Source organism: Paraburkholderia humisilvae, from assembly GCF_902859855.1.
Taxonomy (GTDB): domain Bacteria; phylum Pseudomonadota; class Gammaproteobacteria; order Burkholderiales; family Burkholderiaceae; genus Paraburkholderia; species Paraburkholderia humisilvae.
Window position 1 is genome coordinate 1 of sequence record NZ_CADIKH010000048.1, and the last position, 15368, is coordinate 15368.

Consider the following 15368-nt stretch of genomic DNA (forward strand, 5'->3'; position numbering starts at 1 on the left):
GCATCGCATTCGCAAGGATCAGTTCGATCTCGCGAGGCTCGGCCTCGGGGATGCCACCACGCCCGCCGTATGGGATGCTGTCCTGTCAACTCGATAAGGCGTCCTTTATATCAGAAACTGCTCAACTCGCTCATCTATTTGCACCAGAGCCGCCGCGCCTCCGTGGCATCGAGCACCGGCGTCTTGCCCTGCTTCGTGGTGTGACTCGGCCCGCGCACCGACGCAGCCGGATTCACCGGCACGATCTGGTCGGTCACCAGCCAGTCGAACAGATGCCGGATCGCCGCGAGCTGCTGCTTGACGGTCGGCGCCGACGACGTCTTTGTCTGTAGCTCGATCCACGCGGCCACATGCAGCGGCTGCACGGCCGTGATCGATGTCACCCCGGCGCCGGCGCACCACCCGAGAAATCCCCCGTGGCCCACGCGTACGCGCGCCGCGTACGCGGGTTGCGGATCGCCGACGCGAAGTATTCCAGTAAACGCACACTGGCGCGCTCGCCGGCTGACGCGACCAGCGGGGGCGTAGCAACGCCGGCAGGCAGGACAAGGTTAGTGCCGATCACCCATCTCCCTCCCTGCGATCAGAAGCGAGACTCATTTCTCGAAAAATTTACCGTAAGCGACTTCGAGACATCGTTTCCCTCGCGGAGTCAACGTACCATCTGCGCGCATAAGGTGGTTGATAGCGTCCGGATGATTACCTTCTCTCCGTGCGACTGCGGCAAGACTGACCTCGTTTGTATGGTCGTGCGCCTTCTTCATACGGGTTCCGTTCCTGACGTGATTCGCCGTCTCGTAGCTCTTTTCAAGCTCATATCGCCTCGCAGTGTCGATGGCACGTGGAGCCTGCCCGGCTGCCTCCCGATTACGCACCTGTTCAAGCGCCTTATCCGCCCCGGATAGCAGCTGCGCCAACGTCAGGCCGACCGACGCGCCGCGCGCGGCTGCGTCTTGCCGGGTAGCGCTGGCTGACGGACCCGGGTGAGGACTGCCGCCCAACACTGCCTCGACATCCGCGCCCGACAGGGGCTGAGGCGGCAGCGCCGCGACGATCGGCGAGGCCGCCCGCTGGCTGAAGCCTGCGGCTGCTGCCAGCCCGGCCAGGGCTGCTGTGTGCTCGGCATTGCCGCTGCCATGGGCAGCGTGGCCATAGGGGGTAGTGGGCTGATATCCGCCGTAAATCGGGTTCAGTTCGTTGGGCATGGTAAGTATCTCCGTAATAAGGTTGGGATGAATGTAACCCTACGATTTTCAGACATCCCGGCCGCGTATCGCTCCCGTAACCGCGCCCCCCGTGGCGAAACGGGGGGGTCCGCGCCGGTCCGCCATCCTCTTTTTCTATATGTGATAAAGGACATCATCACACATAGAGAGAGAGACCCTCAACGACACATTGAAGGCGAATATGCAGGCCTGCGTTCCCCCGACCTCCTGCGCGTCCCAATTTGACGGCCTTGTCAAATTGCTGAATCAATGTCAATTGCAGGCAATAAATTAGTTATCCTGATCAGATGGAAATGATGCCTGCGAGGGCTCTGGTGCAAATAGTTTCGGTGAATCGGTTAAAGTAGCCGGCCATCAAACTGGTAGCCGGTGATGAGCAAGCGAAAAGGTCTGGAGGGGCTGTTCAGTGGACGGCATTTTGATCGGGAGATCATCATTCTGTGTGTTCGCTGGTATCTGCGCTACAAGCTTAGCCTGCGGGATCTGGTCGAGATGATGGCAGAGCGCGGTTTGTCACTCGCGCACACGACGATCATGCGTTGGGTTCAACGTTACACGCCCGAATTCGTCAAACGGTGGAATCGTTTTAGCTCGCCCACGGGACAGTCGTGGCGTGTCGACGAAACCTGCCTGAAGATCCGCGGCAAGTGGGTCTACCTCTATCGTGCGGTAGATCGGGCCGGCCAGACGGTAGACTTCATGCTGCGCGCAAAACGTGACGTAGCAGCAGCAAAAGCATTTTTCAACAAGGCCATCAAGCACCAGGGGCAGCCACCGAAAAGCATCACACTCGATGGCTATGCGGCCTCGCACCGGGCCGTGCGCGAGATGAAGGCCCGCGGCTTGCTGCCTGCCGGCACCGAGGTCAGATCCTCGAAGTATCTGAATAACCTGATCGGGCAAGACCATCGAAACATCAAGTCCCGGACGAAGGTCATGCTGGGTTTCAAGCGGTTTAGAGGCGCCACGACTACGATTTCAGGCATCGGGTTGATGCATCGCATTCGCAAGGGGCAATTCAATCTCGCGACGCTCGACCTCAAAGACACCGCTACGCCGACCGTCTGGAACGCGGTCCTCTTTGCTCAATAAGTCATCCTGTCAAAATTAGTTTCCTTGACTGTTTCCACCATTTGCACCAGAGCCGTCCCGACCACCTTATCGCGACACAACCCGACTGCGAAGCCTACAAGGATTTCCTGAAGGCGCCCTCCCCGGCCTTCGTTGGGCCGCGCTTCGCGCGCAGCAGCCTGGGCTGGCGGCCGTTCGCGTCAACCGACCTGACGGCCGACACCCAGAAATACGCGGTGCGCGCGCTGCGCGCCGCCTTCGCGTGGCTGGTCGACGTCCGCTATCTGGCAGGCAATCCGTGGAAGGCCGTCAAGGATCCGGTCGTGGTGGAACGGGAGGTGGACGTGGACATCGGCCGCGCCCTGCCCGCCAGCCTCTGGCATCGCGCGCGGCGCGAGAAAACACGCCCGTCACCGCACGGTGACCAGAAGAGCCCGGTATGGGAACTGACCGGGATCGGCAAACGGAACAAGGAACGCACCGTGCCGGTCAGCCCGGCCGCGATCGACGCGCTGCGGGCGCACTGGGCCGACCGCGGCCTCGAGTTCGACACGGCAACGGCAGGGCCGCTGGTCCGGCCGGTTTTCATCCCCCCTACCCCGCTCGCGCTGGCCAGGCACGGCGACGGCACGGACGAATCGTACGTGCCTGACGGCATCAACAAGATGGTGCGCTGGGCCATGAAGCGGCTGGTCGCCGGCATGCCGGACCTGACGGTCGCTGAAATGACGCAGCTCGCGTCGACCTCCCCGCATGCGTTCAGGCACACGTTCGGCACCCAGGCGGGCGCCAACGACGTACCGCTCGACGTGATCCAGCGCATCATGGGCCACGCCTCGCTGCAGACAACGACCATCTACGTGCAGGCCGAACGGGAACGCATGATGAAGGAAAGCGCGGAATACTTCATGAAGACCTTGCCCAAATCCGATGCTCAAGGCGTTGGTGACGCCTCAGCACAAACGACCAGCAATGTCCCATTCCCTGCCCGTCCTGATGTGTGACGCACTGGGCGTCGGCGTGACAGATTTCAGCAGCGAATTCGACTCAGTTGCTAACCCCCTCGGGCTAAAAACTTGGCTGGCGCGCAGCGGGATTACCCGCACGTGAAGTCAAAATCAGTATATAAGCCCCGCGCGCTGCGTGTCCGGGCTACTACGGGGCGTCAGTAAGATTTCGATACGCATTTAGCATACTTTTCGGCCACCCAGCGAAGATCGGATCTGCGCGCGGTGCAGTGTAATTCCTGCACCGCAAGGCCCGGTTTTGCTCATGCATTTTCGAGCTATCGCCTGGAGAACCAGGCGTGGCGCGGGTTTCCGGGCGAAGAGTTTACTTGCCGTTTGCTCGTTTACCGACTAGAGTGCCGATCAAACCATTTGTCGCCGAAATTTCATGAAAATCGCAATTTTCGATGACAGACAAGTCAGACGGGAAAAACATGATGCTTAAGGAACTGACTCCCCCGCGGATTTCAATCGGTGCGGAACAATTGGGCGCTATTGCCGACCGTGCGGAAGGCACACTCGCGAAGTTGCGGGACGATCTGCTCGAACCGTGGCCCCGAAAGATGGCCCCAATTGTAACTGGGGCACGGCTTGCAAAGCTGTGCAAGCTGGACCGAACGCAGATCAACTACCTGTGCACGCGTGGTCATCGCGAAGGTTTGCCTGTCGGCACTCTGAAGGGAACAAGTCGCAACCGCGAGTTCACGCTGGCCGAGGCTCAAGAATTCGTACGCATGGCCGGTCCATACAAGCCACGACCGACCGGCACGAAAGGAATCGTGCTTAGCGTCGGCAACTTCAAAGGCGGTGTTGGCAAGACCACCATGGCCGTTGCGATTGCACAGGCGCTTACGCTGCACGGACACAAGGTTCTATTGATCGACTTGGATCCGCAAGCGTCGAGCACCACGCTGATGGGCTATGTGCCGACTCCCGAAGTGTCCGAGGAAATGACCGTGATGCCGGTAGTCTACGGAGAGCAGCCCGACCTCACCTACGCGGCGATTCCTTCTTATTGGAACAATCTCGACATCATTCCGTCTTCGGCGGCGCTGTTCGGGGCTGATTATTACCTCCCCAACAAGCAAGCGACCGACCCTCAGTACGAATTCTGGAAGGTGCTCGACAGCGCCATGGGGCCGATCCGCGAGACCTATGACGTTGTCGTTATCGACACACCACCGACGCTCTCTTACCTTGCCATCGGGTGTTTCATGGCGACGGACGGCATGGTGATCCCGCTCCCGCCAGAGACGCTGGACTATGCGTCGAGCACTCAGTTTTTCCGGCAGTTCTCCGAACTGTTCAAGACGCTGAGCGACCGTTCTGTGGAGAAGGCATTCGCCTTCATCAAGGTCGTGCTGTCGAAGGTCAAACCGGGCGTCGCAACTACAGACGTCGTCAAATCGTGGATTCAGCAAACCTACCCTGAACTACTCGCGCGCGCCGAAGTGCTCGAAACGGATTTGGTCAAGAACGCGGCGGCTGAGTTTAAAACGATCTATGACCTGACTCGGTACGAGGGAAGCACTGCTACTTTCAATCGGGCGCTCGAATCGTTCGATAGCGTCGTCGACGAGATCGAAGCGGAAATCCAGAACACATGGGCACTCCAACTCGCGGAGGTAACCGATGGCGAATAAGCTGAAGGACCGGCTTATGGCACGCACAGCCAACCTTGCGGAGAAGGTCGAAGCCGCCGCTGCTGATCGGCCATCAATCGCGGATCAGCGTCCGATGACGATGCCAGGCCAGCTAGGGGCATTCCGGCTTGAAGCACAGCGCTATCAACGGCAGATCGATGAACTTGCGGCCGAACTCGAAAAGGCTCGCAAGAGTGGCGCGGTCATTGAGATTCCGCTCGATCTTCTCGTCGAGGTGCCGGGGCGTCGCCGCGCGCTCACTCCAGAGCAAAAGATCGAGCTGCGCGAAAACCTGCGCCACAACAAGCTTACGCATCCGATCACTGTGCGCCCGCTACCGGATGGTCGGTTCGAAGTGATTTCCGGCCATAACCGAACGGACCAGTACCGTGAGCTCAGGCGAGACAAGATCAGCGCCGTGCCCATTGAGATGTCGGATGCAGAGGCGTCGGCGAGCGCGTTCTACGCAAACCTGCTGCAGTCTGATCTCAGCGACTACGAGAAATTCGTCGGATTTCAAGATCTCTTGGAGCGGACTGGCAAGACGCAGGCTGAAATCGCGGCTGATTCCGGTATCAGCGAAAACACGCTGTCGCGCCTGATGGCATTTGTAGACTTACCACCGACTGCTATCGAAATCATCAGGACCGTGCCTCACTGCATCGGCAGCAGTGCTGTAAGCCAGCTTGGTGCGATAGCTAGGGAGGGCAAGGCGGATGCGGTGCTGAACGCCGTTAAAGCGCTCGCGGAGGGTCGCGTGACCCAAGACGCTGCGGTTCGAATGGCACGCGACGGCGAGGTTCGCGTCAAGGCGACGCGGCCAACTCCGGTGTCAATCAAATCAGGGAAGACGACTTATTGTACGGTTATCGCAGCCAACAAAACCTTGCGGATCGACTTCAAAACGGAGGAGGCAAGGGCGGCCGTTGAGGAAGCCGTAAAAAAGATTCTCAGTGAATTCGCTGCTGGCGATCGCTGATACCAACTTGGAACCACTTCTAAATCAATCACTTACGCTTTTGGAAAACCGAAGAGGACGCCATGACGCGATGTTGAACTCCTAGAAAGACAAAAGCCCTCGGCGGGAACCGGGGGCTTTTGCATAACACGGCCTTGGGGTCTCTCAACCGTCGGCTAGCTACACATCCACCCGTTATCAGCGGGCAGCGTCCAAAAACCTTGGTACGGGGTTTTGGCACATCGCGAAGTTTAGCTGACTGAGAGAGTCCGTCAAGTTTTTATGCCCATCTCACAAATGGGAACGGACTTCCTATGTATATCGCGCAACACTTGGTTGCAGGCGAGGAGGGCGGATTTTGCCGCGACTCGCATGAGAACGTCAACGCCTCCGTGGTGTTCCCGGGAGAGGATCACGCCGGCGCTGACGCTTTCGCTGCACTCCCCACCGACGAAACGAAATTGCCGTGGCAGGTTCACCACGCGCAGCATCGCGCCTCAAACGCGCGAGGGCTTCCCAATCGCGCCCGTGATCTGCTCGCTGAATTGGCGCGCACGGTTGACCATCGGCGCCCGCTGTCGGCGATCTTTGCCAAGCGCAGACGAATTGCCGAACGCGCCCAGCTTACCTCTCGCACTCTTTGCCGCGCATTGGCCGATCTTGAAGAAGCCGGTTTCATCACGCGGAAGGCACAACTCCGTCTCGACGATGGCCCTATGAAGGGCACATTCGACGGTGTTCATCTGCATCTGACCGAGAAGGCAGCGGTTCTGCTCGGCCTGATAAATCCCGAAGTGGCGCACGGCTCGACGCCCGCCCATAAAGCCTCTGACGGCTCTGAGGATTCTCGGACGGCGCAGGGTTTGAACGGCTTCGAACAGGCCGACGACGATGCCGGAAATGGCTTTGCCGAGCCGCACGCCAAAGTGGCGCACGGTGCATATATAAGGGATCTTTCCCCAGTTGCTTTTCAAAAGAGACAACCGGGGCAGGTGCCTGCGGATCTCGAGCGCCTGCGGTCCCTAGGCTTTTCTAAATTTTTGATCTTCGGGCTGATGCGCGATGCTCGCGAGCAGGGCAAGCGGCTTAGCGACGTGGTTCAAGCGACTTGGCATGGCCTGAAACGCTCCGACAAGCCAATCTGCTACCTGCGATCGCTGCTGAAGCGCGATGTCGACTTCGGCGCCGTGGCGCGTGCTCGGGAAGCCGCGCATGCTGCCGAACGGAACGCGGTTGCCGAGCGCGACGCCGCCGACGCGTTGGTGCGGTCCGTGGGCGCTCAGACGTTCGTCGACGAATCGGGCGAGCAGCTGGCTCGGGTCGACCCGGACGGCGTCTCGATGTTCGTCTCGCGCGTCGACGAGTCGGGCGAGCGGGTCGCCGCCGGCCCCTGGCAGATCGGGTTCGCCGCGGCCGTACGCACCGGCCGGATTCGCGTGGCGACCGAGGCTGACCTCAAGGCATTCGCTCAGGCTCGTCGTCGGCACACAGTGCCTGTCCTGCGCCCAGATTCGGTGCCACGCGTGCTGACCGATAGCGTGCGCACTGGGCTTGCCGGCGTGAGGGCGGCACTTCATGGGCCTATGGCCCGGCTGCGATAAAAAGCCCTTCAGAATTCGAACCAACTAACCCTTGGGTGCCTCGATGGATAACGAGACTGCTGCGGCGGAGCAAACGGCCAGTGATCGGATGATGGCTGCAATTGGCGTGTTCCTGAAAAAGCTAAACGCGGTCCCCCGGCTGACTTCAGAACCGTGCTGCCATCGTGGGCATCGCGATGGCCCTCGACGATGTTCTCCCGAGGGAGCCAGTGTCGGATTTCGAGTTCCCGCCCGAGATCGAGCGCGCCGTCGTCATGCGCTACCTCGCACTGCACGACGTTGCGCTCTCGTTCCAGACGTGCGAGTTTTATTTTCGACGGTTCCCGTTCAATGGTCTGCCAGTGTCCCACCATGACCAGGTATCCAGTTTGGGCAGTTCATCAGGCAGATCGACTCGACGTTCGACTCGGAGATCCGTGACCGGAATCAGATCCACCATAGCGAACGGTTTTCAGACCTCGATATCGATCGTCTCTGTCTCGTCAAAATACAAAGTGAAATGCATCCCGATAAGGCTGGGATCGCGAGCAGCGACGCTACTATCGGAATGTCTCGGCAAAGTGGGCCGAGCGCGTGCGCTCCCGCAGAGCACATCTCGACGCTGCTCTTGTTGATGCGATTGCGGACGCCCTATTGAAGCGTTGTGCGGTCCTGTCCGAAGCGGCACCCGTGGAACATCTGGAATTTTCGGGCGAGCAAAAAACATTTTCATAAATCAATGACTTATGTTGATCCGGCCGCATTGTTCCACGCAATCCCGGTGCGGTTTGGTCGATTGGACGTTACTGCCGAGGTGGGGAAGGGCGGGGCGTATCAAGTAACACGGATGCCGTAACGCTTGCTACGTCGGCCTGCAATGCCCATGACGCTCGTGCCGCTGTGCCTAGCACTTGAAAACCCCGGTCTTCGCAACATTTATGTTGCAACTTCTGCTTGAGAAATACAACAGTAATGTTGTACACTAGGGGCCTCCCCATTCATAAGGAGGTTCATGAAATACAGTGAGTTCAGGAAGTGGCTCAAAAAACAGGGTGCGTCGTTTGAAAGGCACCGCAGCGGTTCAAGCCACTACCGGGTTACGTTGAAGGGCAAGACGACGATTTTCCCAGACCACGGGTCGAAAGAAATCGGTACCGGACTTGTCGAGGCGATCAAGAAACAACTCGGGATCAAGTAGGACAGGATGGGGGCCGTAAGGCCCTTCCTTCCGAACTCACAAAATTTTGTGACCTCGTGCTTCATTGTTAGTAGTGCTTCGTCGTAAGCAGTCCTTCGTATTTGTGTATTACTGGAGATTCGTATGCTGTCATATCCCATCGCGCTGAAACCGGACACCAACGGCACGCTGCTGGTGACGTTCCCGGACGTCCCCGAGGCGATCACCGTGGGTAAAGACGAGGCTGATGCATTGGTGCAGGCGCTCGACGCGCTCGAGGCTGCACTGGAGATCTACTTTTCGGAAAAACGACCGATCCCGCTGCCGTCAAAGGTAAAGCGCGGCCAGAAGGCCGTCACGTTACCGGCGCTCGCCACCTCGAAGGTGCTACTCGCTAACGAGATGGTGAATCAGAAGGTCCGTAAGGCGGACTTGGCTCGTCGATTAAAGGTTAACCAGGTCCAGATAGACCGGCTGCTCAACTTCCGCCATTCGTCAAAAATCGAGATGGTCGAGTCTGCTTTCGCGGCGCTCGGTAAGCGCCTGGAAGTTCGCGCTGTCTGACCTTGGTGCTGCCCGCAAAAGAAAAGGACGCGTTGAGCGTCCTTTTTTACTTTCAGGCCGAGACGCGCACCCAGCCGATGTCTTTCACGTACTGAAAGGCGATAACGGCGTAGCCGTGCGTGTCGACATGGCCATCCCAGCCCAGCACCGCCACAGACGCTTGCCTGCCTGCACTATGCACTGGATCGGTAGGTGCAGCAATGGCGTAACCGACATGCCGCCGGCGACATCGTTCGCTACGCCGACGACAGCGTGCCGGGGTTTCAGTATGAGAGCGAGGCACGACGATTTCTGGCCGCGCTGCGGGAACGGATGGCCAGGTTCGGACTGGAGCTTCACCCCGGACAAAACGCGACTGATCCGCTTCGGGCGGTTCGCCGCGCAGCAAAGCCGGGAGCAGGGAATCCGGAAGCCGCAGACGTTTGACTTTCCGGGCTTCACGCACTGCTGTAGCAAGCGACGCAGCAACGGCGACTTCTTGATCGTCCGGTTGACGATCAAGAAGCGGATGCGTGCGACGCTGGTGGCCAATCGGGAAACGCTAATGCGACGTCGGCATGAGCCAGTACCCGTGGTAGGTCCGTGGCTTCGGCGAGTGTTGCTATCTCTTGCCGAAATCTTTGGGTTCGATCCCCCTGGATGCCGGCCCTTGAATCTCTTTTGCTCCCCGTTCATTCACGATGCCGACCCGGTTGTATGGGTAGCGAATCTCGACGTTCGCGCCGGCGTTCAACAGATCGCGGCGGTCGCTGTTCAGTACAAGGCGTTCGTGCTGAATGTGCAGCTCCCGGCCGGCTTCACGGACCGACTGGATGACATACTTGTCGTCGGCCGAGACGATCGGGCCCTGGTAGGTCTGGCCGGTCGCGGGTGCGCGTAGTTCGGGCTGCAGCTGCCCGTAGTCCTGGCGCTCGTACTCGGCCGGCTTATGCTCCGGGTATTGTTGTTCTCCGCGACACGTGGCTTACTGAGGCCCGGTCGGCTGTTCTTGTTGTTCCTTCCGTTGTCGCGCGCCAGGAATCGAACGTTCTGGTCAACCCGGCCCATCCGGACGCGGCGCGTCTGGTGGTGTCGGCACCGCAGCCCGTCATCTGGGACGAGCGGCTGTTTACCGCGCTGCCACCTGACCAGCCATCCGCCTCGAGCTGAGCGTGGCGGGCAACCCGCTCAGGAAGTTCATGGTTTCGCGGCTGGATCGTAGCTGCATTGGATTCATGGTGTCGCCGAGCGTGCAGTAGGTCACTTCTCTCATGACCTACGAGCGTGGCCTGCAGAAGAACCGTCGTGCAATCAGGTACACAGCGGGCAGGCCATCGTCGAGCCGACACCAGTTCACTTGCGTATGGCAATCGATGCCGGCAAGCCGGTGCTCACCGACGCGGACAAAGGTAGCCCGCACCGGCCCGTCATGTCTGCTCTGGAATCCGAGATCGCTGAATGCCTGTTCATCGATCGCGCGCAGCGTACGCCAGGTCAGGACTGCGTGCGTGCGGGTAGCATGCTCGAGGAGTACGACAACGATCTGCTCAAGATCGCGTATGGCCCGTCCAACTGCCCGCTCGAAACTGGCCACATCGACATTGACTAACTGGGTGTCAGGTATGCCCGGATTGTTCACAACCCGATCCGCGCGGTCAGAGGGAAATAGTGGCGGCTTGTGGTGGATGTGGCCGCCGCGGTACGCCCGGAAAGAATCCGTCGGATTTGCGCAAGATGCTGCGATGCAATCGTATCGTCTTGCGGCTCATGAACCGGATGCGGTGGGGTGGGAGGCCAGCCGCCCAGACAGCGGTAGACCACCGGCACATAGACCGGCCGGCCCGCGGTAGCTGCGAGTTGCTGTGGAGCGGCCGAAACGCGCCCAAGGCCCACGTGCGCGTTGAGCCATGCGAGCGCGCGCCGGTCGTCGCCGTTCAGGATGCGGATAAATCGTTCCATGGCGGTGCCTATAACTGTGCATCAGTCACTGGTTATCCGGACGCTATTTCACTGAAACGGACAGATTCAAGAGGCGGGGCAGGCGATTCTCTCACGTATGTTGCCAGTTTTTGGTGACAATCTGATAAAGCACGTCGTCAAGCGCCGGGGTAGACTAACCAGATGACATACTGCCTCCGACATCATCCGTCGCTCGGGACCTGGACCTCGCCTTATCGCCGTCTTCCTTGCCCGGTTTCGCCATTCTTTCGTAGTCCTATAAATATGAGACGGGTCTCCCGGTCACATCCCTGAGCGGGACGCTGCGCGCCTCGGAGTATTGGCAAGGCAGTCATCGTGGACGAAGGGCTGCCAGCGCCACTTCCTGACGGGCAGCCCGACTCGCATCGGGCGCGATTGAGCAACCCCAATGGTGCCTCCGCGTGTCAACGTTTGTGAGCTGCACCGAAATCGTTGGGCCGGTATAAAGCGAAACGCCTGGCGAGTGCCGCGAACTTATGGCGCGCAGCAGGAAACCATGCACTGATGTTGGTATGCGCTTCTAGATCGTCGGAACGAATTTATGGGGCGAGATACAACTATCGTCCTTGTTCTCCACAGGCTTGCCAGAAGGGGGGCGTAGATGAGGCGCCGCGCGCGAAGGCCCGTCCCTGCATCATTAGCAAGATAACGAATCGGAGATGCATCAAGGACTTAACCATGTCATGCGCACGTTTTGCACACTGTTATCCACCGATTCTGTGGATAACCCGAGGCAACCCACACCTACATGAGTTGCTGAAAGCGCGATTGCCGGTAGCACATGAGGGGCAGGATTTGATCGATCCTATATTGACCCGCGTAAGCGCGCCGGAGGTAAAGGAGTCGGGCGTCAACGTGTGAGCGATACTGAGCAAGGCGAAGCAGAGGCACCCGTACATCGGAAAGACGCCGAGGCACCAGTGGCGGCATGCCGTGCTATAGAATTGTCAACCCCGTGCGGACTCGTCGCGCCAAGAGCTGCTACGGACGCTGCGCACGCACCGGCTCGTCACCGCTTCGGAAGCCTTATGCCGGTTTCAAAACGCTCTGCCAGATCAAGCGGCACGTCCCATCCGCGCCGCACCCGGAGTCTCTTCCTGACGCTGGCCCGAAGTGATGCCGAAAAGGTCATCCCTCGGTGCCGTCTCGAACTCGAGGCGATCCGGTAGACCCGGCCAGGTCGCCTACCTTCTGCTCCCCAATGTTCGGATCGGTACAGATGTCTTCGACGGCATCATCCAATCGCGGCCTTCAGTGGCGGGTGCTGCTTCATTTGCCAGCGTATCGGAGGGGGTCTTTAAACGCCGTACAAAATTCGCTTGAGGTGCCGCCGTGTCCGCAGGACTGTGTGCCGAATTTGCGGAAAACCGAGAAATTTGACGGCAAAACGGACACTCGGGCGCGCCAGGTTTCGAAGGCGACGAGGCAGTAACAAGGGCTGGGTAAGCGCGCGGATACACGTGCATGACGATCGGCGCAAGGAAATTGCCGTTGCCCGATAGTACTGCTCCTTTTCGCTTCGGGAGCCTCTTCGCAGAAACATCGTTATGCGAAAAATCCGCGGCCAAAAACGAAACCCCTTGATTCAATACCAGGCACTGTGAAGGTATGATCTTTCAGGCATTTAGCCAGATCGCATCGCATAAGAGGACAGCGACAATCTGCCCCGTGTCTGTACCCGTATGATAAACGAGTGCGACAAACCTGCTTTCCTGCCACGGCGTCTGTCGTCAGGCAGGCGTTAGCAGGTTCTCCATAGACGGCAGTCGGAACCGTACACAGCAGTGCTTCGTGAACGGTGCCGGAAATTCACCACCCAGCATGTAAAGAACATCAAGTCTCTGTTCGACCAGGTCATGAGATAGCCAGCATCCGGATGCCGCTGATCCTTTTCGCAGGCGAATTGTGTTTCCCGGTTTATCACGGGGAGTCTCCGTATTTTTGCCTGGGGCAAATCTAGGCGTGGCGTTACTCGACGAGACGTGCTTCGAGAGGAGGGGGCAAAATGGAATGAATGGGATTGTGCGGCGAAAATGCCCCGTAACGGCTGAACAGGTTACATCGTCGCGCAGCAACGGCGCCATCGACATCCCCCGAAGTCAAGCGCTCGTGAGAAACAGAAGAAGGTGGGCAGGCGCAAAACGGCCGTCCTCGCGCCCCCCCACCTGAAAGTGCCTTCGCCAGGCGCATCCCAAGGCGCAAGCATACACAAAATCAAGTAGGACTATTGAAAAATTGCGGAATTATGCAGCGACACGCGTCTTTGAAGCAGAGTGGACATCTGTTCAAGTTGCTAGCGTTTTCTACGATCCTCTTCGGCATCTATTCTCCCGCCCGTGCGGATTGCCTGGATGACGCCGCTGCATTCCATCACATCAACGCGAAGGTGGTACGCGCAATCGCGCAGGTTGAATCCGGCATGCGCCCGATGGCCGTCAATAGGAATAGCAATGGCAGCACGGACATTGGTCTCATGCAAATCAATAGCTGGTGGTTGCCGAGGCTCGCTCGCTACGGCATTCACAAACGGGATCTTTACGATGCCTGTACGAGCGCCTATGTCGGCGCATGGATCGTCTCGAAAAACATTCGTCAGTTCGGCCCAACCTGGGAAGCGGTCGGCGCGTATAACGCGACTTCGCGGGATAAACGCCGCGCGTACGCGCAGAAGGTCTACCGCGCCGCTGAGGTCGCCGCGAACACTTCCTTGTCCAGTACGGCTGATCTTCAGTTTCGGTCCAGTTTACCGCCAATCCCTCGCGCAGCTCCGGCCGTTCGAATTCGAGCCTCGCATCGGCCCGAACCTGTCGTACCCGGTCGCACGTTGGTTGCGTACGAAAAGCAAAACTAGGGAAACCAGCATGCAACAGCCATTTGTGCCAGTTCCGTGCCCCGACGCCTACGATTCCGTTTTTCAGCAACACATCGTTGGCGAGACGGTTTCCGCGGTCATCGGTTCCGGTCGCGCGACCGGGCAGTTCCGCAGTTGGCAAATCAAGGTGTGGACCAGTGAAAAGCGCATGATTCGCCGCGCCCACCTGCGCATTCTATGGGGTGACACCCTGTGGCAGAGGGCCGACTGGATTCTCGACTGGCCGGCTGGTGGCCGCTCCGTCCATTAAGATATCGGGGCCTCGATGGACAAACTAAGCCGCGACGCGGCGATTGAAACGCTGCAAAGTTTTCTGCAAAGCGTGTGGCCGCTCTTCGAGGACGCGTCGAATCAGGAAATCATGATCAACCGGCACGACAGCGTGTGGGTTGAAAGTGCGGGTGTGATGAGGCGGGAAGAGGGCTGCCACGTCGACCCGGTGCAGCTCAACCGGGCCATCACGGTCCTCGCGAATGTAAACGACAAGGACCCGACGCCGCTGCTCGACGCGCGCCTGCCGGGTTTGCGCATCGCGGCCGCGCTGTGGCCCGTCGCCGTGCATGGCGACATGATGTCAATCCGCAAGCATGCAGAGAAACGGTTCACCGTGCGCGACTACCTGGAACTCGGCGCGTTCGACGTGCTACCGCCCGGCGCGAATCCACGCGCACGCCATGGCGGTCAGGACATCTTGAGCCGACTCGTCGATGGACGTGAAGCCATTCCCGAATTCTACGAATGGGCGATGCGTGAGGGATTCAACATCCTGTTTTCCGGCGGCACGTCGTCGGCCAAAACGACCCAGCTAAATCAGGTCATCGACTCCATGCCGTCACAACAGCGGATCGTGACTATCGAAGATACACAGGAACTCGATGTACGTCTTGTCAACTGGGTTGCGCTGGAAGCGAATCAGGGCGTCACGATCCGCGATCTCGTGAAGTTCGCCCTGCGCATCCGTCCCGATCGCATCGTCGTGGGCGAGTCACGGGGCCCGGAGGCGTTCGACGTACTGGAAGCCCTAACGACAGGTCATGACGGCTCCGTGCTTTCGATTCACTCCAACTCGTCTGAAATGGCGCCGCTGCGGCTTGAATCGCTGGTTCGTATGAGCGAGGAAGGGCGGCTCGTGCGCCGGGACGATTTACGCCGGAAGATCGCTTCGACGTTTCGATTCTTTGTGCACGCGGAGCGCCAGGCGAACGGGATGCGTGGTCCTGTCGAAATCCGTGAAGTACTGGGCGTCGAAGACGGCCGGTACCGCACCCGTCTGTTGTTCCACCGGTTCGGCGGCGTCGAACAGATCTAATT

The 15368-nt window shown here is 59.2% G+C and carries 19 protein-coding genes and 1 pseudogene; 12 read left to right on the forward strand and 8 right to left on the reverse strand.

Annotated elements, in window-relative coordinates:
• Window positions 1–97 (forward strand): annotated as a pseudogene (locus HV796_RS45915) (IS6 family transposase); the annotation flags it as partial.
• 37 nt (window positions 98–134) lie between these two features.
• Here HV796_RS45915 and HV796_RS45920 read toward each other — a convergent pair.
• The 3 genes from HV796_RS45920 to HV796_RS31710 are packed head-to-tail and all read right to left on the reverse strand — an operon-like array spanning window position 135 to window position 1205.
• The gene (locus HV796_RS45920) at window positions 135–383 is read right to left on the reverse strand and encodes a site-specific integrase (RefSeq protein WP_425497102.1); all 249 of its coding nucleotides are present in this window, start codon (window positions 381–383) and stop codon (window positions 135–137) included.
• Entirely contained in the window at window positions 380–565 is a 186-nt protein-coding gene (locus HV796_RS45925) for a hypothetical protein (protein WP_425497103.1), read from the reverse strand. The genes HV796_RS45920 and HV796_RS45925 overlap by 4 nt, the downstream gene beginning before the upstream one ends.
• Window positions 566–596: 31 nt before the next feature.
• Complete coding sequence (locus HV796_RS31710) at window positions 597–1205, reverse strand: hypothetical protein (protein ID WP_175231814.1); 609 nt, start codon at window positions 1203–1205, stop codon at window positions 597–599.
• A 393-nt stretch (window positions 1206–1598) separates the two neighbouring features.
• Between HV796_RS31710 and HV796_RS31715 the strand changes: the two genes are divergently transcribed.
• The 5 genes from HV796_RS31715 to HV796_RS31735 all read left to right on the forward strand — a co-directional run bounded on the left by HV796_RS31715 (window position 1599) and on the right by HV796_RS31735 (window position 7506).
• A complete protein-coding gene (locus HV796_RS31715) occupies window positions 1599–2318 on the forward strand; it encodes an IS6 family transposase (protein ID WP_175231816.1) in 720 nt (239 codons plus the stop codon).
• 41 nt (window positions 2319–2359) lie between these two features.
• Window positions 2360–3301 carry a tyrosine-type recombinase/integrase gene (locus HV796_RS31720; RefSeq protein ID WP_246356136.1) on the forward strand — a complete coding sequence of 314 codons (942 nt, stop codon included), beginning with the start codon at window positions 2360–2362 and terminating at the stop codon, window positions 3299–3301.
• Between the two features lie 410 nt (window positions 3302–3711).
• Window positions 3712–4947 carry a ParA family protein gene (locus tag HV796_RS31725; RefSeq protein WP_246356137.1) on the forward strand — a complete coding sequence of 412 codons (1236 nt, stop codon included), beginning with the start codon at window positions 3712–3714 and terminating at the stop codon, window positions 4945–4947.
• Entirely contained in the window at window positions 4937–5926 is a 990-nt protein-coding gene (locus tag HV796_RS31730; protein WP_175231818.1) for a ParB/RepB/Spo0J family partition protein, read from the forward strand. Before HV796_RS31725 ends, HV796_RS31730 begins: the two co-directional genes overlap by 11 nt.
• A 293-nt stretch (window positions 5927–6219) precedes the next feature.
• Window positions 6220–7506, forward strand: a complete 1287-nt coding sequence (locus HV796_RS31735) for a helix-turn-helix domain-containing protein (protein WP_175231820.1) — start codon at window positions 6220–6222, stop codon at window positions 7504–7506.
• Window positions 7507–7514: 8 nt separating this feature from the next.
• Here the strand turns inward: HV796_RS31735 and HV796_RS31740 are convergent, their stop codons facing one another.
• Complete coding sequence (locus HV796_RS31740) at window positions 7515–7859, reverse strand: hypothetical protein (RefSeq protein ID WP_175231822.1); 345 nt, start codon at window positions 7857–7859, stop codon at window positions 7515–7517.
• 638 nt (window positions 7860–8497) lie between these two features.
• Between HV796_RS31740 and HV796_RS31745 the strand changes: the two genes are divergently transcribed.
• Window positions 8498–8683: a type II toxin-antitoxin system HicA family toxin gene (locus tag HV796_RS31745; protein WP_175231824.1), complete on the forward strand. Its 186-nt coding sequence runs from the start codon at window positions 8498–8500 to the stop codon at window positions 8681–8683.
• Between the two features lie 123 nt (window positions 8684–8806).
• Window positions 8807–9226 carry a type II toxin-antitoxin system HicB family antitoxin gene (locus HV796_RS31750; protein WP_175231826.1) on the forward strand — a complete coding sequence of 140 codons (420 nt, stop codon included), beginning with the start codon at window positions 8807–8809 and terminating at the stop codon, window positions 9224–9226.
• Between the two features lie 601 nt (window positions 9227–9827).
• Here HV796_RS31750 and HV796_RS45930 read toward each other — a convergent pair.
• Window positions 9828–10118: a KfrB domain-containing protein gene (locus tag HV796_RS45930; RefSeq protein WP_425497104.1), complete on the reverse strand. Its 291-nt coding sequence runs from the start codon at window positions 10116–10118 to the stop codon at window positions 9828–9830.
• Here HV796_RS45930 and HV796_RS44305 point away from each other — a divergent pair.
• Complete coding sequence (locus tag HV796_RS44305; RefSeq protein ID WP_343053020.1) at window positions 10097–10375, forward strand: RES family NAD+ phosphorylase; 279 nt, start codon at window positions 10097–10099, stop codon at window positions 10373–10375. The two genes, HV796_RS45930 and HV796_RS44305, sit on opposite strands and share 22 nt — an antisense overlap.
• A gap of 106 nt (window positions 10376–10481) precedes the next feature.
• On the opposite strand, the gene HV796_RS45935 is transcribed toward HV796_RS44305, so the two are convergent.
• From HV796_RS45935 to HV796_RS45940, 3 genes are all read right to left on the reverse strand, one after another.
• The gene (locus HV796_RS45935; protein ID WP_175231828.1) at window positions 10482–10844 is read right to left on the reverse strand and encodes a DUF2471 family protein; all 363 of its coding nucleotides are present in this window, start codon (window positions 10842–10844) and stop codon (window positions 10482–10484) included.
• The gene (locus HV796_RS31770) at window positions 10841–11164 is read right to left on the reverse strand and encodes a CppA family protein (protein ID WP_175231830.1); all 324 of its coding nucleotides are present in this window, start codon (window positions 11162–11164) and stop codon (window positions 10841–10843) included. Before HV796_RS31770 ends, HV796_RS45935 begins: the two co-directional genes overlap by 4 nt.
• A gap of 1149 nt (window positions 11165–12313) precedes the next feature.
• Window positions 12314–12427: a type II toxin-antitoxin system RelE/ParE family toxin gene (locus tag HV796_RS45940; protein WP_175231832.1), complete on the reverse strand. Its 114-nt coding sequence runs from the start codon at window positions 12425–12427 to the stop codon at window positions 12314–12316.
• Window positions 12428–13448: 1021 nt separating this feature from the next.
• Between HV796_RS45940 and HV796_RS31780 the strand changes: the two genes are divergently transcribed.
• From HV796_RS31780 to HV796_RS31790, 3 genes are read left to right on the forward strand one after another with little or no spacing between them, the layout of a single operon-like run.
• Complete coding sequence (locus tag HV796_RS31780; RefSeq protein WP_484555918.1) at window positions 13449–14036, forward strand: lytic transglycosylase domain-containing protein; 588 nt, start codon at window positions 13449–13451, stop codon at window positions 14034–14036.
• Between the two features lie 10 nt (window positions 14037–14046).
• Window positions 14047–14307: a hypothetical protein gene (locus tag HV796_RS31785; protein WP_175231836.1), complete on the forward strand. Its 261-nt coding sequence runs from the start codon at window positions 14047–14049 to the stop codon at window positions 14305–14307.
• A gap of 15 nt (window positions 14308–14322) precedes the next feature.
• A complete protein-coding gene (locus HV796_RS31790; protein WP_175231838.1) occupies window positions 14323–15366 on the forward strand; it encodes a TadA family conjugal transfer-associated ATPase in 1044 nt (347 codons plus the stop codon).
• The last annotated feature ends 2 nt before the right edge of the window (window positions 15367–15368 follow it).

Excerpts from the sequence above, each read along its gene's own strand:
- HV796_RS31745 (WP_175231824.1), top strand. The coding sequence starts at position 8,498 with ATGAAATACAGTGAGTTCAGGAAGTGGCTCAAAAAACAGGGTGCGTCG.
- HV796_RS31730 (WP_175231818.1), top strand. The coding sequence starts at position 4,937 with ATGGCGAATAAGCTGAAGGACCGGCTTATGGCACGCACAGCCAACCTT.
- HV796_RS31715 (WP_175231816.1), top strand. The coding sequence starts at position 1,599 with ATGAGCAAGCGAAAAGGTCTGGAGGGGCTGTTCAGTGGACGGCATTTT.
- HV796_RS31725 (WP_246356137.1), top strand. The coding sequence starts at position 3,712 with ATGACAGACAAGTCAGACGGGAAAAACATGATGCTTAAGGAACTGACT.
- HV796_RS31770 (WP_175231830.1), bottom strand. The coding sequence starts at position 11,164 with ATGGAACGATTTATCCGCATCCTGAACGGCGACGACCGGCGCGCGCTC.
- HV796_RS31785 (WP_175231836.1), top strand. The coding sequence starts at position 14,047 with ATGCAACAGCCATTTGTGCCAGTTCCGTGCCCCGACGCCTACGATTCC.
- HV796_RS31740 (WP_175231822.1), bottom strand. The coding sequence starts at position 7,859 with ATGGTGGGACACTGGCAGACCATTGAACGGGAACCGTCGAAAATAAAA.
- HV796_RS31710 (WP_175231814.1), bottom strand. The coding sequence starts at position 1,205 with ATGCCCAACGAACTGAACCCGATTTACGGCGGATATCAGCCCACTACC.
- HV796_RS31790 (WP_175231838.1), top strand. The coding sequence starts at position 14,323 with ATGGACAAACTAAGCCGCGACGCGGCGATTGAAACGCTGCAAAGTTTT.
- HV796_RS31750 (WP_175231826.1), top strand. The coding sequence starts at position 8,807 with ATGCTGTCATATCCCATCGCGCTGAAACCGGACACCAACGGCACGCTG.
- HV796_RS31735 (WP_175231820.1), top strand. The coding sequence starts at position 6,220 with ATGTATATCGCGCAACACTTGGTTGCAGGCGAGGAGGGCGGATTTTGC.